20 protein-coding genes are annotated in these 21604 nt (G+C 67.3%); 14 read left to right on the top strand and 6 right to left on the bottom strand.

The window, feature by feature from the left end:
• Together RN51_RS15400 and RN51_RS15395 are read left to right on the top strand one after the other, a co-directional pair.
• Positions 1 to 694, top strand: a 694-nt coding sequence (locus RN51_RS15400) for a glycoside hydrolase family 1 protein (protein WP_045264937.1), incomplete at its 5' end; no start/stop codon positions are given.
• Positions 691 to 1929 carry an MFS transporter gene (locus RN51_RS15395; RefSeq protein WP_045264912.1) on the top strand — a complete coding sequence of 413 codons (1239 nt, stop codon included), beginning with the start codon at positions 691 to 693 and terminating at the stop codon, positions 1927 to 1929. The genes RN51_RS15400 and RN51_RS15395, both read left to right, overlap by 4 nt.
• 12 nt (positions 1930 to 1941) lie before the next feature.
• Here the strand turns inward: RN51_RS15395 and RN51_RS15390 are convergent, their stop codons facing one another.
• The 5 genes from RN51_RS15390 to RN51_RS15370 all read right to left on the bottom strand — a co-directional run bounded on the left by RN51_RS15390 (position 1942) and on the right by RN51_RS15370 (position 8424).
• Entirely contained in the window at positions 1942 to 2685 is a 744-nt protein-coding gene (locus RN51_RS15390) for an alpha/beta fold hydrolase (RefSeq protein WP_045264911.1), read from the bottom strand.
• A gap of 72 nt (positions 2686 to 2757) precedes the next feature.
• Complete coding sequence (locus tag RN51_RS15385; protein WP_045264910.1) at positions 2758 to 4467, bottom strand: ABC transporter family substrate-binding protein; 1710 nt, start codon at positions 4465 to 4467, stop codon at positions 2758 to 2760.
• A 116-nt stretch (positions 4468 to 4583) separates the two neighbouring features.
• The gene (locus tag RN51_RS15380; protein WP_045264909.1) at positions 4584 to 6512 is read right to left on the bottom strand and encodes an ABC transporter ATP-binding protein; all 1929 of its coding nucleotides are present in this window, start codon (positions 6510 to 6512) and stop codon (positions 4584 to 4586) included.
• On the bottom strand, positions 6509 to 7438 hold the full coding sequence (locus RN51_RS15375; protein WP_045264908.1) for an ABC transporter permease: 930 nt from the start codon (positions 7436 to 7438) through the stop codon (positions 6509 to 6511). The genes RN51_RS15380 and RN51_RS15375 overlap by 4 nt, the downstream gene beginning before the upstream one ends.
• Before the next feature lie 2 nt (positions 7439 to 7440).
• Positions 7441 to 8424, bottom strand: coding sequence for an ABC transporter permease (locus RN51_RS15370; protein ID WP_045264907.1), 984 nt, complete (start codon positions 8422 to 8424; stop codon positions 7441 to 7443).
• A 241-nt stretch (positions 8425 to 8665) separates the two neighbouring features.
• Between RN51_RS15370 and lepA the strand changes: the two genes are divergently transcribed.
• From lepA to hemW, 4 genes are all read left to right on the top strand, one after another.
• Positions 8666 to 10519: a translation elongation factor 4 gene (gene lepA / locus RN51_RS15365; RefSeq protein ID WP_045264906.1), complete on the top strand. Its 1854-nt coding sequence runs from the start codon at positions 8666 to 8668 to the stop codon at positions 10517 to 10519.
• A 30-nt stretch (positions 10520 to 10549) separates the two neighbouring features.
• The gene (locus RN51_RS15360; protein ID WP_045264905.1) at positions 10550 to 11011 is read left to right on the top strand and encodes a DUF1990 family protein; all 462 of its coding nucleotides are present in this window, start codon (positions 10550 to 10552) and stop codon (positions 11009 to 11011) included.
• 67 nt (positions 11012 to 11078) lie between these two features.
• Complete coding sequence (locus tag RN51_RS15355) at positions 11079 to 11732, top strand: DUF1990 family protein (protein ID WP_045264904.1); 654 nt, start codon at positions 11079 to 11081, stop codon at positions 11730 to 11732.
• Positions 11732 to 12949: a radical SAM family heme chaperone HemW gene (gene hemW, locus RN51_RS15350; RefSeq protein WP_045264903.1), complete on the top strand. Its 1218-nt coding sequence runs from the start codon at positions 11732 to 11734 to the stop codon at positions 12947 to 12949. Before RN51_RS15355 ends, hemW begins: the two co-directional genes overlap by 1 nt.
• A 22-nt stretch (positions 12950 to 12971) precedes the next feature.
• Here the strand turns inward: hemW and RN51_RS15345 are convergent, their stop codons facing one another.
• On the bottom strand, positions 12972 to 14390 hold the full coding sequence (locus RN51_RS15345) for a carboxylesterase/lipase family protein (protein WP_045264902.1): 1419 nt from the start codon (positions 14388 to 14390) through the stop codon (positions 12972 to 12974).
• Positions 14391 to 14493: 103 nt separating this feature from the next.
• Here RN51_RS15345 and hrcA point away from each other — a divergent pair, with 103 nt between their 5' ends.
• The 8 genes from hrcA to era all read left to right on the top strand — a co-directional run bounded on the left by hrcA (position 14494) and on the right by era (position 21566).
• Positions 14494 to 15525 (top strand): heat-inducible transcriptional repressor HrcA, encoded by a 1032-nt coding sequence (gene hrcA, locus RN51_RS15340; protein ID WP_045264901.1) that lies wholly within the window; start codon positions 14494 to 14496, stop codon positions 15523 to 15525.
• Between the two features lie 36 nt (positions 15526 to 15561).
• Positions 15562 to 16677, top strand: a complete 1116-nt coding sequence (gene dnaJ / locus RN51_RS15335; RefSeq protein ID WP_045264900.1) for a molecular chaperone DnaJ — start codon at positions 15562 to 15564, stop codon at positions 16675 to 16677.
• A 2-nt stretch (positions 16678 to 16679) separates the two neighbouring features.
• Positions 16680 to 17408 carry a 16S rRNA (uracil(1498)-N(3))-methyltransferase gene (locus RN51_RS15330; protein WP_045264899.1) on the top strand — a complete coding sequence of 243 codons (729 nt, stop codon included), beginning with the start codon at positions 16680 to 16682 and terminating at the stop codon, positions 17406 to 17408.
• Positions 17409 to 17474: 66 nt separating this feature from the next.
• The gene (locus RN51_RS15325; protein ID WP_045264898.1) at positions 17475 to 17825 is read left to right on the top strand and encodes an HIT domain-containing protein; all 351 of its coding nucleotides are present in this window, start codon (positions 17475 to 17477) and stop codon (positions 17823 to 17825) included.
• Between the two features lie 79 nt (positions 17826 to 17904).
• Entirely contained in the window at positions 17905 to 18930 is a 1026-nt protein-coding gene (locus RN51_RS15320) for a PhoH family protein (protein ID WP_231579319.1), read from the top strand.
• Positions 18927 to 19385: an rRNA maturation RNase YbeY gene (ybeY, locus tag RN51_RS15315; RefSeq protein ID WP_017202321.1), complete on the top strand. Its 459-nt coding sequence runs from the start codon at positions 18927 to 18929 to the stop codon at positions 19383 to 19385. The genes RN51_RS15320 and ybeY overlap by 4 nt, the downstream gene beginning before the upstream one ends.
• Positions 19382 to 20677 carry a hemolysin family protein gene (locus RN51_RS15310; RefSeq protein WP_045264897.1) on the top strand — a complete coding sequence of 432 codons (1296 nt, stop codon included), beginning with the start codon at positions 19382 to 19384 and terminating at the stop codon, positions 20675 to 20677. The genes ybeY and RN51_RS15310 overlap by 4 nt, the downstream gene beginning before the upstream one ends.
• Positions 20670 to 21566 (top strand): GTPase Era, encoded by an 897-nt coding sequence (era, locus tag RN51_RS15305; protein ID WP_045264935.1) that lies wholly within the window; start codon positions 20670 to 20672, stop codon positions 21564 to 21566. Before RN51_RS15310 ends, era begins: the two co-directional genes overlap by 8 nt.
• The last annotated feature ends 38 nt before the right edge of the window (positions 21567 to 21604 follow it).

Here is a 21604-nt window from a genome sequence, read left to right as displayed (position 1 = left end):
CAACAACCACACCTGGGTGTTGCCACTGCGGGGAGACCAGGAGGACCAGCGGGCCGCGGCGATCTACGACCTGATCCACAACCGGGTCTTCAGTGAGCCGCTCCTCGCCGGTGCCTACCCCGATCTGGAAGAGGTCGGTCTGCCCCCGATGCCCGTGCAGGAGGGCGACCTCGAAGCCATCGGGCACTCGATCGACTTCTACGGCATCAACTTCTACAATCCGACGACGGTCACCACGGCCGAGGCGGGGAACCCGATCCCCTTCGACATCGTGCCCACACCCGGCGTCCCGGTCACCGGATTCGGACCGGAATGGCCGATCATGCCCGGCGCGCTGCATGATCTGCTGGTCGACCTGCACACCCGGCACCCGGACATGCCGCCCGTGATCATCGGGGAGAACGGCGCCTCGTTCCCTGAGCCGGAGCGCGCGACCCGCGTGGATGACTCCAACCGCATCTCGTACCTCGCCGGGCATCTGGCAGCCGTCGGAGATGCGATATCCGCCGGGGTGCCAGTAGAGGAGTACACGGTGTGGTCGCTGCTGGACAACTGGGAGTGGGCCGACGGCTACACCCAGAGGTTCGGACTCGTCCACGTCGACTTCGAGACGGGCGAGCGAACCCCCAAAGCCTCATACGACTGGTATCGAGAGGTCATCGCGAGCTCGCGTGCAGCAGGGGAGGACCGATGACCGAGGCGAAGGGCACACGCACCGTACGGGCAGGTGCGCGATGGATGTCCCTGTTCACGCTCGCGTGGCTGGCGATCTGGACCGTGCAGCTCACCCCCGTCCAACTGCTCCTCCCGCTGCAGCTCGACACTCCGGAGGATGACTGGATCCGCGGGGTCGTCTCCTCGGGACTGGTGCTGGGTATCGGCGGGCTCGCAGGCATCCTCGCCGGGCCCGCCGCCGGCGCGCTCTCGGATCGCGCGGCCGCGGGAAGACACCGCCGTCGCCCGTGGGCAGTGGGCGGCGTCCTGCTGACGGCGGTCTGCCTCGTCCTCACGGGATACGCCCAGGGGCCGTGGGGCGTGGGCGCCGGCTGGATCGGCGTCTCCATCGGCGTCGCCGTGTCGTCTGCAGCTTTCACGGCGCTCATCGCCGACCAGCTCCCGACGACGCAGCGAGGTGCCGCGTCGGCCGCGGTCGGTTCCAGTCAGGCAGTCGGCATCGTCGTCGGAGTGGGGCTCGTCGTGCTCCTCGGGCTCGGAATCCGCGATGGGTACTTCCTCCTCGCGGGGATCATCGCGGTGATCGGCACGGCGACGGCACTCCTGCTGCCGGACCCGCCGAGTACCGAGGCATTGAGGCCGAAGCGGATCAGAGGACGCCGGCTCGCCTCGCTCCGCGACCGCGACTTCGCGTGGATGCTCTCCGGCCGACTGGTGACGAATGTCGGCAACGCCCTCGGCACCGCGCTGTTCCTGTTCTTCCTGCTGCACGGCCTCGGTCAGCCGAGCGCGACCGCCCAGGACAACCTGCTGCTGCTCATCGTCGTGTACACGGTCTTCGTCGTCGTGGCGTCCGTGATCACCGGCATCGTGTCCGACCGCACCGGCAACAGGAGAACTCTCACGGTCGCCGCGACGGTCGTGCAAGCGGCATCCGGCGTGGCGATCGCACTCGTCCCCACCTTCGAGATGACCATGGTGGCTGCGGCGCTCATGGGACTCGGGTACGGAGCGTTCTCGACGGTGGGTCTCGCTTTCGCTGCCGATCTGCTGCCGGACGAGCAGGACCACGCCCGGGATCTGGGAATCGTCAACGTGACGGCCGCCCTCGGGCAACTCATCGGTCCGGTGCTGGGAGCGGGCCTGGTCGCGCTCGTCGGCGGATTCTGGCTCGTGTTCGTCGCGGCTGCCGTCCTGTCACTGGTCGGCGGGCTGCTCACAGCGTTCGCGCGGCAGCCGGTGAAGACGGCGTGAGCGTGCGGGGAGCTACGCCAGGTCTGTGTTCTCTGCCGCCGACTGCTCGACGGTCGCGATGGCGAGGTGCAGCACCGCGTTGAAGACGTCCGGACGCATCGCGGTGATGAGGTGCGTGGTGCGCGGCACGACGATCAGCTCCGCGTGGGGCGCGAGGTGTCGGAACAGCGGCTCGTTGAGCCTGAGCTGGTCGTACTGACCGTTCACGAACCACAGCGGCACCGCTATCCGCGGCACGGCTGCGGCGATGTCGAGCGCGGCGAGGCTGCGTAGCGCGGCATCCTGCGTGTCGAGCGCGTAGCCACCAGCGGCGAAGTCCGAGCGGTTCTCGAGGGGGATGGTGGCGGCGAGCATCCGACGTGTCAGCCACATACCGCGATCGGGGAGGGAGTCGACGGCACGCGCGAACATCCGGTACGCGGCGAGCCCTGCGCCGCGGGGCAGAGAGGTGCAGGCGGCGGCGACCAGCGCGGCGATGGGCGGAGCCTCGGCACCACCGGCGTAGGCGAGTGAGAGCAACCCGCCCATCGAATGGCCGACGAGGACGACGGGACCCCTCTCCGCGGCTGCACGCACCGCGACATCGATCGTGTGCAGCGCCTCATGCAGGGTGAAGTCCTCCTGCATCCGCGACCCATGGCCGGGGAGATCGACGGCGGTGAAGTCGTACCCTCGCTCCGCGAGATAGACGGCCTGCGACCGCCACATCGTGGCGGATGTGCGGATGCCGTGCACGAAGACGATCTGGGCGCTCACGGGATCAGCATAAGGAAAGCGGGACCGGTGGATGAACCACCGGCCCCGCTCGACACTGCGTGTCAGAGAGTGTTACTTCTCCCAGCCGACGTTCTCGACCGGCTGGATGCCGAACAGGTCCAGACCGACGTAGGGCTCAGGCGTGAGGTTCGCCAGGCCCTCGCGGACGGTGAAGATCTGCGGGCCGTTGTAGAGCGGGATGAGACCCCAGCGCTTGTAGATCTCCGGCTCGAGCTTCATCGCGGCAGCGGTCTGCGCCTCGGGGTCGCTCTGCGACTCGACCTTGTCCTTGATCTCGGCGTCGAGCTCGGCGTCACCGACACCCGACAGGTTCAGGCCGGAGTCCGAGCAGTACAGCTGGCAGAACCAGGCCGCACCGAACGGGTCGGAGGAGGTGAAGCGGAGCCCCGAGACGTCCCAGTTCTTCGAGGTGTAGTCCGAGGAGAACTGGCTCGAGGGGCGGACCTCGACCTTGACGTCGATGCCGACCGCCTTCTCCTGAGCCTGCAGAGACTGAGCGAGCGCCTTCTGCGTCGCGGAGTCACTCCAGATCGGGTAGGTCACGGAGAGCTTCACGCCGTCCTTCTCGCGGATGCCGTCGGAGCCCTCCTTCCAGCCTGCGTCGTCGAGGAGCTTCTTGGCACCCTCGACGTCGAACTTCCAACCGGCTGCCTTCATGGAGTCGGAGTAGCCGGGCTGGAACGAGAACAGCGTCAGCGAGCCCGCCGGGTCTTCCTTGTAGCCGAGGCCGTTCCACGCGATCTGCTTCTGCTGATCGATGTTGATGGCCTTGAAGAATGCCTCGCGGACCTTGACGTCCTCGAACTGCGGCTTGGTCGAGTCGACCTGCAGGATGGTGTTGGCCGTCTGCTGCGCGCGGTAGATCACGGCGCCGTCGACGTTCTTCACCTGGTCGATGAGCTCCTGCGATCCGGTCTCGGTCATGTCGACCTCGCCGTTCTTGAAGGCGTTGACGCCGGCGGGGTAGTCCATGCCGGTCATCGTGACCTTGTCGAGGAGCGGAGCGTCGCCCCACCACTCGGGGTTCGGCTTGAACGAGATGTAGCCCTTGGTGGCGTCGTACTCGTCGACCGTGTACGGGCCTGCGCCCCACTCGGGGTGCGGGTTCTCGTTCATCGCGTCGTTGAACGTGGTCGGGTCTGCGAGGGCCGGGTGGATGACGCCGCCGTTGAAGGGCATCTGCGGCCAGGCGAACTCGCCCTTGAAGGTGACGATCGCGGTCTTCGCGGTGTCGCCCTGCTCGACCGACTCGATCTCCTTGTATCCGTCGGTGGCGTTGGGGTTGAAGCCCTCGTCGTACGAGCGGTTCGCCTTCCACGTGGCGTCGATGGCGGTCCAGTCCATGTCGGTGCCATCGTTCCAGTGCGCCTCATCGGTGAACGTGAAGGTCAGGACCGTCTTGCCGTCCTTCACCTCGTTCTTCCACTCGGAGAGGTAGTTGTCGTTCTTGTACTGCGTGCCATCCGGCTTCATGAGGATGATCTGCGGCATGTACCAGGCAGCGACGCGCGTGGTGTTGGCGCTCGCGTCGCTGTTGAACGCGTTCAGCTGGGCGGGGATCTCCGTGAGTGCGAAGTTGACCTCGCCGCCCTCCTTGAGGTTCTCGCGGGGCTGCGGGTTGTAGTTGGACATCTCGACCCCGGCGGCGTCGCCCTCGTCGTTCTTGTCGCCACTGCCGGTGTTGCCGGCAGCGCACCCGCTGAGTGCGAGTGCGAAAGCGCCGGTGAGTGCCAGCGCTCCCATCAGCTTGTACTGCTTCATGGTGCTCCTTTCGCCTTGCGGCGTGTCATAAGGGGAGGATAGTTCGCCGGGTGCACGAATGCTCCTGCGGCCGGTGAATCCGAACCAACCGTTACCGGACGGTGACCGTCACGTGGTCAGGAGGCCACGGGGCGTGCCGTCACCGTTGCCGGATCGAAGACGATCCGCTCGCGCGTGCGCTCGATATCCGGGTCCGGAACGGGGATCGCCGACAGCAGTGCCTTCGTGTACGGGTGCTGCGGGTTGTCGAAGACGTCGTCCACGTCGCCGTGCTCGACGAAGTCTCCGAGATACATGACGGCCACTCGGTCCGCGATGTGCCTCACGACGGAGAGGTCATGCGCGACGAACAGGTAGGAGATGCCGAGTTCGACCTTGAGGTCGTCGAGGAGGTTGATCACACCGGCCTGGATCGACACGTCGAGGGCGGAGACCGGCTCATCGAGCACCAGGATCTTCGGGTTCGTCGACAGGGCCCTCGCGATGCCGATGCGCTGACGTTGGCCGCCCGAGAATGCCTGCGGGAAGCGATCGCTGTGCGCGGGGTTGAGGCCGACGAGATCCATCAGCTCCTTGACCCGGCGATGCGCCTCGGCCCTCGGGGTGCCGATCGCCGACAGAGGCTCCGAGATGATGTCCGCGACCGTCATGCGCGGGTCGAGCGCGCCCATCGGGTCCTGGAACACGATCTGGATGTCGCGACGCAGAGCGCGCTCCACCTTGTGGCTGCGGATGTCGTTGACGCTCGTCCCGGCGATGACGATGTCACCGTCGGTCTGCTTCACCATGTCCATGATCTGCAGCAGCGTCGTCGTCTTGCCCGAGCCGGATTCGCCGACGATGGCCAGCGTCTCGCCCTCGCGCACGTCGAAGCTGATGCCCTTGATCGCGTGCACCTCTCCGACCTTGCGCTTCAGGAACGCCCCCTTGAGCAGCGGGAAGGTCTTGGTGAGGTTCTTGACCTCGAGCGTGATGGGGCGCTCCTCACGGGGGAGCCGGGTCAGAGCGCTCTCCGGCGCCTCGCGCACCGGGTACACGGGCAGGCCGCCGAGAAGGCCGCCGTCGGTGATCTCGTTCGCGCGGATGCATGCGGCTCGGTGCTCCTCACCGCCGCCGGTCAGCACCGGGAGCAGCTCGGGCTCGCTGGTGCGGCACGCATCCATGACGATGGGGCAGCGATCGGCGAACGGGCACGCGTCCGGGAGGTTGATCAGCAGAGGAGGGTTCCCCTTGATCGGAGTCAGCGGCTCCTTCTCGGCTTTGTCGACCCGCGGGATCGCGCCGAGGAGGCCGATCGAGTACGGCATCCGGGTTTGATGGAACAGCTCGCGCACGGGCGCCTGTTCGACGGGCTTTCCGGCGTACATCACCATGACGTCGTCCGCGGTGCGGGCGACGACGCCCATGTCGTGGGTGATCATCATGACTGCCGCGCCGGTCTCGGCCTGGGCCTTCTCGATGAGGTCGAGGATCTGCGCCTGGATCGTCACGTCGAGCGCCGTGGTCGGCTCGTCCGCGATGATCAGCTTCGGGTTGTTGGCCATCGCGATGGCGATCACGACGCGCTGGCGCATACCGCCGGAGAACTCGTGCGGGAACGACTTCATCCGCTTCTCTGGCTCCGTGATGCCGACGAGCTTCAGCAGCTCGATCGACCGGGCCGTCGCCTCCTTGATGCTGAGGTTCCGGTGCACCGTCAGCGCTTCGATCAGCTGGGCACCGATCGTGTACACCGGGGTGAGCGAGGTGAGCGGGTCCTGGAAGACCATGGCGATGCCGTTGCCGCGGATGGCGGACAGCTGCGTGTCGGTCTTGCCGAGCAGCTCCTGGCCGTCGAAGACGATCGAACCGGTGACCTTGGCGTTCTCGTCGAGCAGACCCATCACGGCGAGCGACGTGACCGACTTGCCCGAACCGGACTCGCCGACGATCCCGAGGGTCTTCCCTGCTTCGAGGTCGAACGAGACCCCGCGAACGGCATCGACCCGACCCGCCTCGGAGGCGAAGCTGACCCGGAGGTCGCGGACGGAGAGTACAGGGCTCATGCGCGGCCTCCTGCAGCCGAGGTGGGATCGAGGGCGTCGCGCAGTCCGTCGGCGATGAGTGCCATCGAGACGGTCAGCAACGTGAGGATCAGGGCGGGGAAGTAGAACAGCCAGGGGGAGCTCGTGATGGTCGTGCTCCCTTCGCCGATGAGCGAGCCGAGCGAGACGTCGGGGATCTTCACTCCGAAGCCGATGAAGGACAGCCCGGTCTCCGTCGTCACCGCAGCGACGATGCCCAGGGTGAAGTTGATCACCAGCAGTGACCCGATGTTCGGGATCAGGTGGCGCGTCACGATGCGCAGCCCGCGGACGCCCATGTAGCGCGCCGCCTGGACGTACTCGCGCTCACGCAGCGAGAGCGTCATGGTCCAGATGATGCGGGCGGGGAAGAACCAGCCGACGAAGATCATCACGAGAGCGATGACCCACCACACGCCGCCGGAGTCGTTCGAGATGATCGACAGCAGCAGGAAGGTCGGGACCACCATCATGAAGTGGATGAACAGCAGGGCGAACCGCTCGAACCAGCCACCGAAGTAGGCGGCGGCCGTTCCCACGAGCGCGGAGAGCAACGTCGTTCCCACGGAGACCGTGATCGCGATCATGAGCGACCGCTGCAGTCCGACTGCAGTCTGGGTGTACGTGTCGTTGCCGGCGCCGTTGGTGCCGAACCAGTGCGCAGCGGACGGCGGCTGGCTCAGGGCCAGGAAGTCCATGCTGTCGACCTTGTACGGGGACAGCAGCGGGCCGAGCGTCGAGAACAGCACCAGGACGATGAGGACGACGACGCCCCCGACAGCGGCCTTGTTGCGCATGAAGCGCCGGGTGTACAGCGTCCACTTGGACAGCGACTTGCCGGAGGCGCGGTCCGCGGTCGGCGGGGCTGCAGGCGGTTCGACGAGAGGATCGATCATTTCGGTGGTCATGCTCAGCTCACCCTCACTCGCGGGTCGAGGACGACGACGACGATGTCGGCGAGCACGGCGCCGATCGCGGTCAGGACGGCGCCGAAGGCGGCGACGGCCACCACGCCGTTGATGTCGTTCTGGTTGATGGTGTCGAGGAAGTACCGGCCCATGCCCTGCCAGGCGAAGATCTGCTCGGTCAGGATCGCGCCGGTGAAGATGGTGGGGATCGTGAAGGCGACCTGGGTCGCGACGGGGATGAGCGAGGTGCGCAGCGCGTGCTTGCGGACGGCTTGCGCCTTCGTGAGGCCCTTGGCTCGAGCGGTGCGCACGTAGTCGGCGTTGATGTTGTCGAGCAGGAGCGAGCGCTGCAGGAAGTGGTACTGGGCGTAGCCGACGATCACGAGCGCGATCGTGGGAAGCGTCAGGTGCTGCAGGGTGTCGATGATGACGGGGAAGAATCCGGTCACGCCGGGGCTCGACGACCCGGTGACGTAGAAGATGCGGACACCGGTCCACTCGTTGAGCGAGATCGCGAGGAGGACCACGCCGAGACCGGCCACGATGATGTTCAGGTTCATCGTGATGATCGAGGTCGCCTGGCCGATGCGGTCGGCGAGCTTGTACTGTCGCGACGCGGTGTAGACACCCAACCAGATGCCGAGCACCGCCGCGATGATGGTCGCACCGAGGACGAGCTCGGCGCTGACCCACATGCGGTAGGACACCTGCTCGTTGACCGACTGGCCGGTGGGGCTCAGACCCCAGTCCCAACGGAACACGATGCTGCTGAACCAGTTCCACCACCGCTCCATGAGCGGAACGCTGTCGCTCAGGTTGCGCGGGATGAGGACGTTGTCGATCTGCTCCGGGGTGAGCGGCGGTCGGCGGCCGACGTAGTTGCTGCGCGGATCGAGGAAGCCCCACGCCAGGAAGAACGTCAGGTTCGTGGCGACCACGATCATGAGCAGCCAGCCGAGTGCTCGGCGCAGGAGGTACTTGATCAAGGGGGGTCAGTCTTTCTCTTCTACAGACGCGCTCGGGATCTGCCGACGCAACGCTGAGTCAGTTGGATACACAATCGCCATCCACCGAACTCTGCGACGCGACGACCATCACGGGGTGTATGACGGAGTCTTATCGCTTGCGGGATCCGGTGTCACGGATTTTCCCTGGCAACTTCGGGAGACTATCACCGGTATGGCCGAATCGGGGATTAGCCTCCCCTGACCGTACAATCGAGTGGACATGTCCCCACGCGCTCTCACTCCTCTTCAGCCTGCCGCGACGCCGGCTGCGCAGATCCGCAATTTCTGCATCATCGCCCACATCGATCACGGCAAGTCGACCCTCGCCGACCGCATGCTCCAGATCACGGGCGTCGTCTCGGATCGCGACATGCGCGCGCAGTACCTCGACCGCATGGACATCGAGCGTGAGCGCGGCATCACGATCAAGAGCCAGGCGGTCAGGATGCCCTGGGAGCTCGACGGGCAGACCGTCGCGTTGAACATGATCGACACCCCTGGCCACGTCGACTTCACGTACGAGGTGTCGCGGTCCCTCGCCGCCTGCGAGGGTGCGATCCTGCTCGTCGACGCCGCGCAGGGCATCGAGGCGCAGACCCTCGCGAACCTCTATCTCGCGCTCGAGAACGACCTGCACATCATCCCCGTGCTGAACAAGATCGACCTGCCGGCGGCCGACCCGGAGAAGTACGCGAAGGAGCTGGCCTCCCTCATCGGCGGCAAGCCGGAAGACGTGCTCCGGGTCTCGGGCAAGACCGGCGCCGGTGTGGAGGACCTTCTCGACCGACTGGTCCAGGAGATCCCGGCCCCGAAGGGCGACGCGGACGCTCCCGCCCGCGCGATGATCTTCGACTCGGTGTACGACGCCTACCGTGGCGTCGTCACATACGTCCGCATGATCGACGGCAGCCTCTCGCCCCGCGAGCGCATCCAGATGATGTCGACCGGCGCGAACCATGAGGCGCTCGAGGTCGGTGTGTCCAGCCCGGAGCCCACTCCCACCAAGGGACTCGGGGTCGGCGAGGTCGGCTACCTCATCACCGGCGTGAAGGATGTGCGCCTCTCCAAGGTCGGCGACACGATCACGAACGCCCGCAAGCCCGCATCCGAAGCGCTCCCCGGGTACACAGACCCGAAGCCGATGGTTTTCTCGGGTATCTACCCGATCGACGGCAGCGACTATGCGGAACTGCGCGAGGCCCTCGACAAGCTGAAGCTCTCCGATGCCTCCCTGCAGTACGAGCCGGAGACCTCGGTCGCTCTCGGGTTCGGATTCCGCTGCGGCTTCCTCGGACTGCTGCACCTGGAGATCGTGACCGAGCGTCTGGCGCGAGAGTTCGGACTCGACCTCATCACCACGGCGCCCAGCGTGATCTACGAGGTGCTCACGAGCGACACCGGCGAGACCGTCACGGTCACGAACCCGAGCGAGTACCCCGATGGACGCATCGGCTCGGTGTCGGAGCCCATGGTCAAGGCGGCCATCCTGCTGCCCAAGGACTATGTCGGCACCGTCATGGAGCTCTGCCAGTCGCGGCGCGGCACGCTGCTGGGCATGGAGTACTTCTCCGAGGAGCGCGTCGAGCTGCGCTACAACATGCCCCTCGGCGAGATCGTGTTCGACTTCTTCGACCAGCTCAAGTCCAAGACGCAGGGCTATGCCTCGCTCGACTACGAGCCCTCGGGGCAGCAGGAGGCCGACCTCGTCAAGGTCGACATCCTCCTGCAGGGCGAGAAGGTCGACGCGTTCAGCTCGATCGTGCACCGCGACAAGGCCTACGCCTACGGCACGATGATGGCGGAGCGGCTGCGCAAGCTCATCCCTCGTCAGCAGTTCGAGGTGCCGATCCAGGCCGCGATCGGTGCGCGCATCATCGCCCGCGAGACGATCCGCGCGATCCGCAAGGACGTGCTCGCCAAGTGCTACGGCGGTGACATCACCCGCAAGCGCAAGCTCCTCGAGAAGCAGAAGGAGGGCAAGAAGCGCATGAAGATGGTGGGCCGCGTCGAGGTGCCTCAGGAGGCGTTCATCGCCGCGCTCTCCGGTGACGTCGAAGGCAAGGAAAAGAAGTAGCGCGTGCCGTTTCCGCCGTACGAGCGCGGGATGACGCGTGACCCCGTGCGCGCGGCACCGAAGGGGATGCGGCTCTCCGAGCGTTCAACGGTCGTCGGCCCCGCTGCCCGAGATGCGGTGGCGGCGCTGGTGAGCTCGTGGGAGTTCAAGCGCCGCGCAGGATTCGACGTCCCTGACGGCGCGCCGGCTGCGGGAGTCGAAGGCGTGCTGGCCAAGCGTCTGTTCGGTGTGCGTTTCGCGGAACCGGTGCGCGTGGTGTGGGCGGATGAAAGCGGCTTCGGCTACGAGACGCGTCCTGGGCATCCGATCTACGGCGAGGAGTCCTTCCGGATCGACAAGCACGGCGTGTTCGTCGCTCGATCGGTGTCACGCCCCTCGACGTGGGTCTGGCGGTTGCTGGCGCCGGCGCTCCTTCTTCTGCAGCGATCCACCCATGGCCGCTACGTGCGCATCGTGCAGGACGAGGCGGGCTCCTCGTCGAAGTCTCGCTGAGCCGCGATGTGACGCCCCGCGGCGCGTGGGGGTGTTCGCTCAGGTAAGCCGAAGTAGGGTGGAAGGCATGCGGCGCGGGACTTTCCGAGACGACACGGTGGACTATGCGGCCGTGGGTGCGACCCATGCGCCGGATCTGATGCAGTACCCGCCGGAGCGCAGCATCCCGGCGGAGGAATCCTGGCGGATCGGCAGTGGAGTCGAACGATTCCAGACCGCCGGCGAGGCTCTTCTGTCGTGGACGGCGCAGCGTGCGGCCGGCCTGACCGTCGAAGACGTGCGCCCCGCACCGGGACCTGCCTATGCGGGTGTGAGCTTCGACGCCGAGGGCAATCCGATCGCGCCGAGCAAGCGCGACGTCGAGCCGCGCTACGACGCGGAGGGCATGCCCTTCGTCGGTGCGGGGATGACCCTGCACCTCCGCGGGCGTATTGCGGGGATGCGTGCCGATTCCGAGCTCCGTGTGATCTCCGTCACGGAGGAGACCCGTCGTGTCGGCTTCGTGCTGGGAACCGTCGGGGGATCCGTCGTGAGCGGTGAGGAGTCCTTCGACGTGGACTGGCGCGAGGACAACGACGAGGTGTGGTTCACCGTGCGTGCCTTCGATGCGCCGAACGGCCTGCTCTACCGCACGATCCCGGCCCTCGTGAAGCGTCGTCGCCGTGAGCTCTTCGCGCGCTACCTCCGGGCGATCTCTCCGTTGTACGCGACTCCCGTCTGATGGCGGGACCGCTTCCTCTCGGAGACCCCGCCCCGGCGGACGGACGCTTGCCGGCTGATCTTCCGATCGACGGGCGGGTGCCTTTCTCCGCCTACCTGCACATCCCGTTCTGCACGGTGCGCTGCGGTTACTGCGACTTCAACACCTACACCTCGACCGAGCTGCGCGGGGCGAAGCAGGAGGACTACGCGTCGACTTTGATCTCGGAGATCGCTCTCGCCCGTGGCGTGCTGGATGACGCAGGGGCGCTGCGGCCGATGGACACCGTGTTCTTCGGCGGTGGTACTCCCACGCTGCTGCCGGCCGGCGATCTCGCGCGCATGCTCGGTGCGGCGACCGATGCGTTCGGCTTGGCCGAGGGTGCAGAGGTCACGGTCGAGGCGAACCCCGACACGGTGACCCCTGAGGTGGCGCAGACGCTCGCACGAGCCGGGGTCACACGGATGTCGGTCGGCATGCAGTCGGCGGTTCCGCACGTCCTCGCCGCCCTCGATCGCACGCACCGCCCTGAGAACGTGCGCACGGCCGTCACCGCCGCGAAGGATGCGGGCCTGGCCGTGAGCGTGGACCTCATCTACGGTGCACCGGGGGAGTCCCTCACCGACTGGGAGGCCTCGCTCGATGCCGCCCTCGCCCTCGAGCCGGATCACATCTCGGCCTACGCGCTCATCATCGAAGACGGGACGAAGCTCGCGCGTCAGATCCGCCGCGGCGAGGTGCCCACCCCCGATGACGATCTCCAGGCCGACATGTACGAGCTCGCCGACTCCCGCCTCGCTGCGGGTGGCTTCGACTGGTACGAGGTGAGCAACTGGGCACGCACGCCCGATCGCCGATCCCGACACAACCTCGCGTACTGGCGGGGGAACGACTGGTGGGGCTTCGGTCCTGGAGCGCACAGCCACGTCGCCGGGCTGCGTTGGTGGAACGTGAAGCATCCAGCGGCCTACGCCCAGCGCCTTGCGGCATCCGAGTCGCCGGCCGCCGGAACGGAGCGTCCGGACGACGAGTCGCGCACGCTCGAGCGGATCCTGCTGCTCAGCCGCATCCGTGAGGGGATCGCGATCGACGATGTGCCCAGTGCGAACAGGAGCAGGGTCGCCGGTCTCATCGCCGACGGTCTCGTCGACCCGCTCGCGGCGATCCAGGGACGTGTGCAATTGACGCTGCGCGGGCGCCTGCTCGCCGACGCCGTCGTTCGCGAACTGACCGGCTGACGCTCATCGGCCGAGCGCTCTCTCAGCCGGGGAGCAGGTCCATCCCGGCCGTGCGTCGCTGCGGCACCGTCGCACTCGACGCGTCGAACAGGCGCGTCAGGCGATCAGGCCCATAGGCAGGCCAGCCCGGATCTCCCGACGTGACGAATCCGGCCCACGCGGCGTTCATCTCGGCCGCGAGATCATGCGGAGCATCTGGACCGGCCAGACGCGCGGCCTCGTCGTCGTCGAGGCGATCGAACACGAACCCGAGCTCGAGCGCATGGGCCGCCCGCAGATCGCGGACCGGGCTGGGCCAGGCGAACTCGTAGACGTGCCTCGTGTCCGGGCGTGCGGCAGCCACCCGGCTCAGCGGCGCACGCAGCATCACGTCGGTGATGAGCTGTCCCAAGAGCTCCCCGGCCCCGGCCTCGGGGAATTCGGACCGATAGGCGGCCACCGCGCGTCGAGGGATGCGTGAGAGCAGCCGTGCGGCCTGCAGCTTGAGCTCCCCGATGCCTGCCAGCACCTCCGGCGGGAACCAGAGCCGATACTCGTCGGTGTTGCTCCCGATGAGCATCGGCGTGTCGATCTCGCGGAGCACCTCGTGCGGTGACCGGGGGAGGCTCTCGGGGTCGATCGCGAACTGGAACCCCGGTGCACCGCCGAGGGGAGACGATCCCGCGGATTGAGCCTTCCGTGCGTCCAGCAGTTGCTCGGGCGTCAGAGCGGCGAACGACTCGCGGTCGGCCCGGACCCCGAGTAGCTTCGCGAGGCGAGTCGTCACACGCCCGGCCTTCTTCGGAGTCTGCGCCTGCAGCGGCCCCGACTCGATGATGGCGCGGCTGATCAGCGCGCGGGAGTCGTCCCGAGCGAGGAGCGCGGCGACGATCGCGCCGCCGGCGGACTCGCCCATGGTCGTGATCCGGGTCGGATCCCCGCCGAAAGCGGCGACCTCACGGTGCACCCATTCGAGGGCCGCGGCGGCATCGCGCAGCCCGAGATTCCGCGGAGCACCCTCCAGGACGGAGAATCCTTCGGAGCCGAGCCGGTAGTTGATCGACACGAAGACGATTCCCGCCCGTGCGAAGACCGTGCCGTCGTACAGCGGAAGCGCTGCGGTGCCGCGTTCGAGCGCGCCGCCGTGGATCCAGAGCAGCACAGGGGCCCCTGATGCATCGGAGGGAGCCCAGACGTTGGCCGTGAGGATGTCGTCTCCGTCGATCCGCACCGAGCCCAGCAACGCGCCGATGGCACCCGTGTAGGGGAGCTGGGGCGGCGTGGGGCCGAACCGCACCGCATCGCGCACGCCAGCCCAGGCTGGGACGTGTTGCGGCTCGCGGAACCTGTTCTCGCCGAACGGGGCAAGGGCGTAGGGGATGCCGAGGAAGTGGACGATCCCGGCCTCCTCGGCGCCACGCACGATGCCGCTCGACAGGGTGGCCTGAGGGGAGGAGGTCATGAGCGTCATCCTAGAGTCGTCGGCCCACGGTACGGAGAACCCGGAGCTGCACGGGGTAGGATTGGCACTCTGAACGTCCGAGTGCCAGCGGAAGGGAAGGGCGATGGTCACAGAGCGAGGGCTGCAGGTGCTCCGCGCGATCGTGCAGGACTACGTCGAGACCCACGAGCCCGTCGGCAGCCGATCCATCGTCGACAGGCATTCCTTCGGCGTCTCGGCCGCGACGATCCGGAACGACATGGCGCTGCTCGAGGACGAAGAGCTGATCACGGCGCCGCACACCTCGTCGGGGCGGGTTCCCACAGACAAGGGCTACCGCGTGTTCGTGAATCATCTCGCACAGCTGCGGCCGCTCTCCTCCGCACAGCGCTCGGCGATCGAATCGTTCCTGGGCGAACCGTCCGATCTCGACGACCTGATGGTGCGCACGGTGCGGGTGCTGACACAGCTGACCGGTCAGGTCGCGCTCGCGCAGTACCCGTCGTTCGCGCGGGCGCACGTGACGCATATCGAGCTGGTCGCGCTCTCGCCGAACCGGCTGCTGATCGTCCTCGTGACCGATGCCGGTGGCGTCTCGCAGCGGATCGCCGTCCTGCCGGAGATCATCGACGAGTCGGATCTCGCCGTGTTGCGTGCCCGCCTGTCCTCCTTGATCACAGGGCAGGGCATCGGCGAGGCATCGGATCGCCTGCAGACACTGCTCGCTGCAGAGGAGAAGCCTCAGGAAGCGGTGCTGCGCACCCTCGCCGGCGTCGTCCTGGACGAGCTCGGCGGCTTCCGTCAGGAACGTCTGGTGATGGCAGGCGCGGCGACCCTCGCGCGTCGGGAACAGGACTTCCGCGGCAGCATCCACCCGCTGCTCGAGGCCATCGAGGAACAGGTGACCCTGCTGCGCCTGATGAGCGAGATGGTTCCCGACGAGCACGGCCTCGCGGCCAGCATCGGCACCGAGAACGCCCCCTTCGGGCTCGCCGAGGCGTCGATCGTGGCCAGCAACTACGCCGCGCCCAGTGGGACGGCACGAGTCGGCGTGATGGGGCCGACGCGCATGGACTACCCGAGCAATCTCGCCGCAGCACGGGCCGTGGCCCGCTACCTGTCGCGGATGCTCGACGAAGACGAGGCCGGCCGCTGACGCGGTCGCCACGAGAACACACGCAGAAAGGCGATTGTGGCGGACCACTATGAGGTTCTCGGGGTGTCCCGAGACGCTTCCACCGATGAGATCAAGAAGGCGTATCGACGCCTCGCACGGCAGCTGCACCCGGATGTGAATCCGGGGGAGGACGCCGCGGAGAAGTTCAAGCTCGTCACGCACGCGTACGACGTGCTCAGCGACGACGAGTCACGCCGCCGTTACGACATGGGCGGCGGGGACGGCGCCGCGGGGAACTTCGGCGGCTTCGGCGGTTTCGGCGACATCTTCGAGACGTTCTTCGGGGCTTCGCAGGGTGGAGGACGCGGTGCGCGCCCGCGCTCGCGTCGGGAGCGGGGCCAGGATGCCCTGGTCCGGGTCACGCTCGACCTCGGCGACGTGGTGTTCGGGGCGCATCGTGACATCGAGGTCGACACCGCGGTGCTGTGCGAGACGTGTCAGGGTTCGTGCTGTCAGGAGGGCACGTCGCCCGTCACCTGCGACATCTGCGGTGGTTCCGGCCACGTGCAGCGCCAGGTGCGCAGCCTGCTCGGCAACGTCGTCACGTCTCAGCCCTGCGGCACCTGCGAGGGATACGGCACGACCATCCCGTACCCCTGTGGCACGTGTGGCGGACAGGGACGCGTGCGCTCGCGTCGCACTGTCTCGCTCGACATCCCCGCCGGTGTCGAGACGGGGCTCCGCCTGCAGCTTCCCGGTTCCGGCGAGGTCGGCAAGGCGGGCGGACCGAACGGCGACCTCTACGTCGAGGTGACCGTCAACCCGCATGCGGCGTTCAGCCGCGAGGGAGACGACCTGCTCGCCACGCTCGAGGTGTCGATGACCGACGCGATCCTCGGTACCGAGACCAAGATCCAGGCACTCGACGGCGAGGTCGATCTCGAGATCCGTCCCGGTGTGCAGTCCGGCGATGTGCTCACGATCAAGGGCCGGGGCATCACCCCGCTCCGCGGCACCCAGCGCGGCGATCTGCGGGTCGGCGTGCAAGTGCTGACTCCGACCCGACTGGACTCGGCGCAGCGAGCGCTGATCGAGGACTTCGCGAAGAAGGCGAAGTCGCCGGAGCCTCAGCTGGCGCAGTTCCAGCAGGGACTCTTCTCGAAGCTCCGCGACCGCTTCCGCAACCACTGATCATGGCGCTGCACTTCCTCGTCGAGTCCTCGACGGATGCCCGAGTCGACGATCTGGTGTCGTTGACCGGAGCCGAGGCCAAGCACGCGGCCGTCGTCCGTCGCCTTCGCGTCGGAGAGGCTGTCACCGTCGGAGATGGCGCAGGGGTGTGGCTGAGCGGGGTGGCCGAGGAGGTGTCTCCTGCTCGTGTGGAGGTCCGTGTCGCGGAGCGCACCGAGCACCCCGCACCGACGCCACGGGTCGTCTTGGTGCAGGCGCTCGCGAAGGGGGACCGCGACGAGCTCGCTGTGCAGGCTGCGTGCGAACTCGGCGTCGACGAGATCGTCCCCTGGCAGGCCAGTCGGAGTGTTTCCCGCTGGGAGGGTCCCAAGGCCGTGAAGGGTCGCGAGCGCTGGGCGACCATCGTGCGTGAGGCGGCCAAGCAAGCGCACCGCGCGTGGCTTCCCTCGGTGGCCGCACCGGTCACGACCGCCCAGCTGGCGGAACGAGCGGGTTCGCAGCGAGTGCTGCTTCTCGACCCGACGGCACCGGTGCGACTGTCGGAGATCGAGCCGGACGGCCGCGACCTGGTGCTCGTAGTGGGACCGGAGGGCGGGATCTCGGACGAGGAGCTGCGTCGTCTGACGGAGGCGGGAGCCGAGCGCGTGCTCCTCGGTGAGACGGTCCTCCGGACGTCGACGGCAGGGCCGGCCGCGATCGCCGTGCTGTCGGTGGCACTCGGCCGATGGTGACCGCGCCTGACCGCCACGCGACTGCCTCAAGCTCGCCGTCACGCTGCGGTCAGTAGACTTGACGGCATGACGGAACCCTCGATCTTCACGCGCATTCTGAACGGGGAGATCCCTGCCGAGATCATCGGCGAGACCGACCGGCTGTTCGCGCTGCGCGACATCGCCCCGCAGGCGCCCGTGCACCTGCTCGTGGTACCGAAGTCCGCAGAGTACCGGGACGTCGTCGAGGTCGCGGCCGGGGATCCCTCTCTGCTCGCCGAGATGATCGCCTTCGCGGGAGAACTCGCGGCGGAGCACACGGACGATGGCGACTTCCGTCTAGTCTTCAACACCGGCGCGAACGCCGGACAGACCGTTTTCCACGTCCACGCACACGTGCTGGCCGGCGGATTGACCGAGAAGAGCGTCGGTGCCTGAGAATCACGAACCCCGGGAGCGCAGCCTGGGCGGCCAGCCTCCCGAGGCGGTCGAGAAGATCTACGCGGACGGCGTCGCGATGGTGCAGCTGCTCGGCCCGCAGGACCGGCTGCTGCGCATGCTGGAGCGCGAACACCGCGACGTGCAGGTGCTCGTCCGGGGCAACGAGATCACGCTCAGCGGCAGCGCAGAGGCGGTCGCGAATGCGAAGGCGCTGGTCGAGGAACTGCTCGCCATGACGAAGGCGGGGCAGGATCTGGCCCCGAGCGACGTGTCCAGTTCCGCACGCATGCTGCGGCAGGAAGGCGGACCCCGCCCCAGCGAGGTGCTGGGAGAGGCGATCCTGTCCACGCGCGGCAAGGTCATCCGTCCGAAGACTCCGGGGCAGAAGGAGTATGTGGACGCGATCGAGGAGAACACGATCGTGTTCGGCATCGGTCCCGCAGGAACCGGCAAGACCTACCTTGCGATGGCGAAGGCGGTGCAGGCACTCCAACGCAAGGAGGTCACCCGGATCATCCTCACGCGTCCCGCGGTCGAAGCAGGGGAGCGGCTCGGTTTCCTCCCCGGCACCCTCACCGACAAGATCGATCCGTACCTTCGCCCGCTGTACGACGCGCTCAACGAGATGATGGACCCGGAGATCGTTCCGCGTCTGATGGCGACCGGAACGATCGAGGTGGCACCCCTCGCGTACATGCGCGGGCGCACCCTGAACGACTCGTTCGTCGTCCTCGACGAAGCCCAGAACACCACGCCGGAGCAGATGAAGATGTTCCTCACGCGCCTCGGGTTCGGCACGCGGATGGTCGTGACCGGCGACATCACGCAAGTCGACCTCCCGCAGGGATCGTCGGGACTCCGTCTCGTCACCCGCGTGCTCGACGGCATCGACGACATCCACTTCTCCCGGCTCACCAGCGACGACGTCGTGCGGCACTCGCTGGTCGGACGCATCGTCGACGCATACAGCGAGTACGACGAGAAGCGCACCGCGCAGCGATTCGAGCGCGAGCAGGCGGCAGAGTTCGCCAACCGTGCCGAACGCCGGGGAGCACAACGACCAGGACCGCGTGATCGCGCCCCGAAACGAGGACTCTCATGATCGAGATCAACAACGAGTCGGCCATCGATGTCGACGAGACCGTGCTGCAGCGACTGACCGACTTCAACCTCGCGCAGCTGCACGTCAGCCCAGATGCCGAGGTGGCCATCGTCCTGGTCGACGAAGGCGCGATGGAGGCGCTCCACGTGCAGTGGATGGACGAGCCCGGCCCCACGGACGTGCTCAGCTTCCCGATGGATGAACTGCGCCCCGGCACCGAGGACCGCCCGACGGCCCCTGGCCTGCTCGGCGACATCGTGCTCTGCCCGCAGGTGGCCGAGACTCAGGCGCAGGCGGCGGGACACACGCTGATGGACGAGCTCATCCTGCTCACGACACACGGTCTGCTGCACCTCCTCGGCTTCGACCACGCCGAGCCCGACGAGGAGCGTGAGATGTTCGGGCTGCAGAAGGAGCTGATCCAGGGTTTCGCGGCTGCTGAACGCCGACGATGACTGCTGTCCTCCTCCTGATCGCCGCCGTGCTGCTTGTGGCCTTCGGTGGTCTCATGGCCGCGATCGACGCGGCATACGGCGTCACCTCGCGTGCCGGACTCGCCGACATGGCGACGGAGGGACGCAGAGCCAGGGCCTTGGAGCGCATCGCCGCCGACCTCGATGCCCACGTGAACGCGGTGGCGTTCATCCGCGTCCTCGCGGAGGTCACCGCCGCCGTGCTCGTGACGGTCGCCTTCACGATCCTGATCGAGAACAACTGGTGGGCGATGCTCGCTGCCGCCGTGCTCATGACGGCGATCACCTTCGTGCTCGTGGGAGCCAGCCCGCGGTCGTTCGGACGTCAGCACGCCGAGGGCATGATCCGCGGTACCGCGTCGATCGTGCGCGGCCTCCGCATCATCCTCGGCCCTCTCGCGCAAGGTCTTGTCGTGCTCGGAAACCGGGTCACCCCCGGAACAGGTCGCAGCTCGTTCACCAGTGAGGATCAGCTGCTCAGCATGGTCGACGAGGCGGCGTCGAACGATCTCATCGAGGAGGACGACCGCGACCTCATCCACTCCGTCTTCGATTTCACCGATCAGTTCGTGCGCGCCGTGATGGTGCCGCGCACCGAGATGGTGACGGTCGATGCCACGGCGACCACCGATGAGGCGATGTCGCTCTTCCTCAATCGTGGTGTCTCCCGGATGCCCGTCGTCGACGACGAGGCCGACGATGTCGTGGGAGTGCTGTACCTCAAGGATCTCGTGCAGTTCGCCTACCGCGACGACAGCGCGTGGCGCGCGGCGTCGATCCGTCCGATCGCGAGGCCGGCGACCTTCGTCCCCGAGTCGATGCGAGCGGAGACCCTCCTGCAGCAGATGAAGCGCGACGCCGTGCATGTCTGTCTGGTGATCGATGAGCACGGGGGGATCTCGGGTCTCGTGACCCTCGAGGACCTCATCGAGGAGCTCGTCGGCGAGATCTCCGACGAGTACGATCAGGTATCGGCGGAGTTCGTCGACCTCGGTCACGGACGGTACCGGGTGAGTGCTCGCCTGTCGCTCGAGGATGTCGGCGATCTGTTCGGCCTCGAGCTCGAGGACGAGGATGTGGACTCGATCGGCGGTCTGCTCGGAAAGGCGCTGGGACAGGTTCCGCAACCCGGTGCGACCGCGACCGTGGAGGGTCTGGTGCTCACCGGTGGCGCGTCGAGGGGGCGCGGGCGAGGAATCGCGACGGTGTTCGTGGAACGTGCGGCGGGGGAACCCGACGCTTCGCAGGATGAAGGAGATCGAGACGATGACTGACGACACCCGAAGCGGTTTCGTGACCTTCGTCGGCCGCCCCAATGTCGGGAAGTCGACGCTCACGAACGCCCTCGTCGGCGAGAAGATCGCGATCACGAGCGAGAAGCCGCAGACAACGCGTCGGGCGATCCGCGGCATCGTCAATCGCCCGGAGGGGCAGCTCGTCATCGTCGACACCCCCGGCATCCACAAGCCGCGCACGCTGCTCGGCGAGCGGCTGAACGACCTCGTGGAGCAGGTGCTCGGTGACGTGGACGTCATCGGCTTCTGCGTTCCCGCGAACGAGAAGGTCGGACCGGGGGACAGGCGGATCGCGGCCTCGCTCGACGGCTATCCGCGGGCGAAGAAGATCGCGATCGTGACGAAGATGGACGCTGCCGGCCGCGACGAGGTCACGGAACGTCTGATGGAGGTCGACTCGCTGCGCGAGGACTGGGCCGCGGTCATCCCGCTCTCCGCGCTGACCCGTGAACAGCTCGATGTGCTGTCGGACGAGATCCTGACGCTGATGCCGAAGGGCCCCGCGCTGTACCCGGAAGGGATCACGACCGATGAGACGCAGGAAGACCGGATCGCCGAGATGATCCGCGAGGCCGCTCTCGAGGGCGTGCGCGACGAGCTCCCGCACTCGATAGCCGTCGTCATCGACGACATCGCGCCGAGAGAGGGAACCGACCTCACCGACGTGCACGCATCGATCGTCGTGGAACGCGATAGCCAGAAGGCGATCATCATCGGGCACAAGGGCAAGCGGCTCAGCGAGGTGGGCGCACGAGCGCGTGCGGGCATCGAGGAGCTGCTGGGAACGCGGGTCTTCCTCGGGCTGCACGTCAAGGTCGCGAAGGAATGGCAGCGCGACCCGAAGCAGCTCGGCCGACTCGGGTTCTGAGATGACATCCGGCACCACGTCGATGGCGGCGGGAAGAC

The organism is Microbacterium oxydans (genome assembly GCF_000956405.1).
GTDB lineage: Bacteria > Actinomycetota > Actinomycetes > Actinomycetales > Microbacteriaceae > Microbacterium > Microbacterium oxydans_C.
The sequence above is the reverse complement of the archived record's forward strand: the minus strand, read 5'-3'. Positions and strand labels throughout refer to the sequence as shown.

What these genes read in the sequence shown, in the direction of transcription:
- RN51_RS15395 (WP_045264912.1), top strand. Translation starts at nt 691, where the DNA reads ATGACCGAGGCGAAGGGCACACGCACCGTACGGGCAGGTGCGCGATGG.
- RN51_RS15385 (WP_045264910.1), bottom strand. Translation starts at nt 4,467, where the DNA reads ATGAAGCAGTACAAGCTGATGGGAGCGCTGGCACTCACCGGCGCTTTC.
- RN51_RS15380 (WP_045264909.1), bottom strand. Translation starts at nt 6,512, where the DNA reads ATGAGCCCTGTACTCTCCGTCCGCGACCTCCGGGTCAGCTTCGCCTCC.
- RN51_RS15375 (WP_045264908.1), bottom strand. Translation starts at nt 7,438, where the DNA reads ATGACCACCGAAATGATCGATCCTCTCGTCGAACCGCCTGCAGCCCCG.
- lepA (WP_045264906.1), top strand. Translation starts at nt 8,666, where the DNA reads ATGTCCCCACGCGCTCTCACTCCTCTTCAGCCTGCCGCGACGCCGGCT.
- RN51_RS15360 (WP_045264905.1), top strand. Translation starts at nt 10,550, where the DNA reads ATGACGCGTGACCCCGTGCGCGCGGCACCGAAGGGGATGCGGCTCTCC.
- RN51_RS15355 (WP_045264904.1), top strand. Translation starts at nt 11,079, where the DNA reads ATGCGGCGCGGGACTTTCCGAGACGACACGGTGGACTATGCGGCCGTG.
- hemW (WP_045264903.1), top strand. Translation starts at nt 11,732, where the DNA reads ATGGCGGGACCGCTTCCTCTCGGAGACCCCGCCCCGGCGGACGGACGC.
- RN51_RS15345 (WP_045264902.1), bottom strand. Translation starts at nt 14,390, where the DNA reads ATGACCTCCTCCCCTCAGGCCACCCTGTCGAGCGGCATCGTGCGTGGC.
- hrcA (WP_045264901.1), top strand. Translation starts at nt 14,494, where the DNA reads ATGGTCACAGAGCGAGGGCTGCAGGTGCTCCGCGCGATCGTGCAGGAC.
- RN51_RS15330 (WP_045264899.1), top strand. Translation starts at nt 16,680, where the DNA reads ATGGCGCTGCACTTCCTCGTCGAGTCCTCGACGGATGCCCGAGTCGAC.
- RN51_RS15325 (WP_045264898.1), top strand. Translation starts at nt 17,475, where the DNA reads ATGACGGAACCCTCGATCTTCACGCGCATTCTGAACGGGGAGATCCCT.
- RN51_RS15320 (WP_231579319.1), top strand. Translation starts at nt 17,905, where the DNA reads ATGGTGCAGCTGCTCGGCCCGCAGGACCGGCTGCTGCGCATGCTGGAG.
- ybeY (WP_017202321.1), top strand. Translation starts at nt 18,927, where the DNA reads ATGATCGAGATCAACAACGAGTCGGCCATCGATGTCGACGAGACCGTG.
- RN51_RS15310 (WP_045264897.1), top strand. Translation starts at nt 19,382, where the DNA reads ATGACTGCTGTCCTCCTCCTGATCGCCGCCGTGCTGCTTGTGGCCTTC.
- era (WP_045264935.1), top strand. Translation starts at nt 20,670, where the DNA reads ATGACTGACGACACCCGAAGCGGTTTCGTGACCTTCGTCGGCCGCCCC.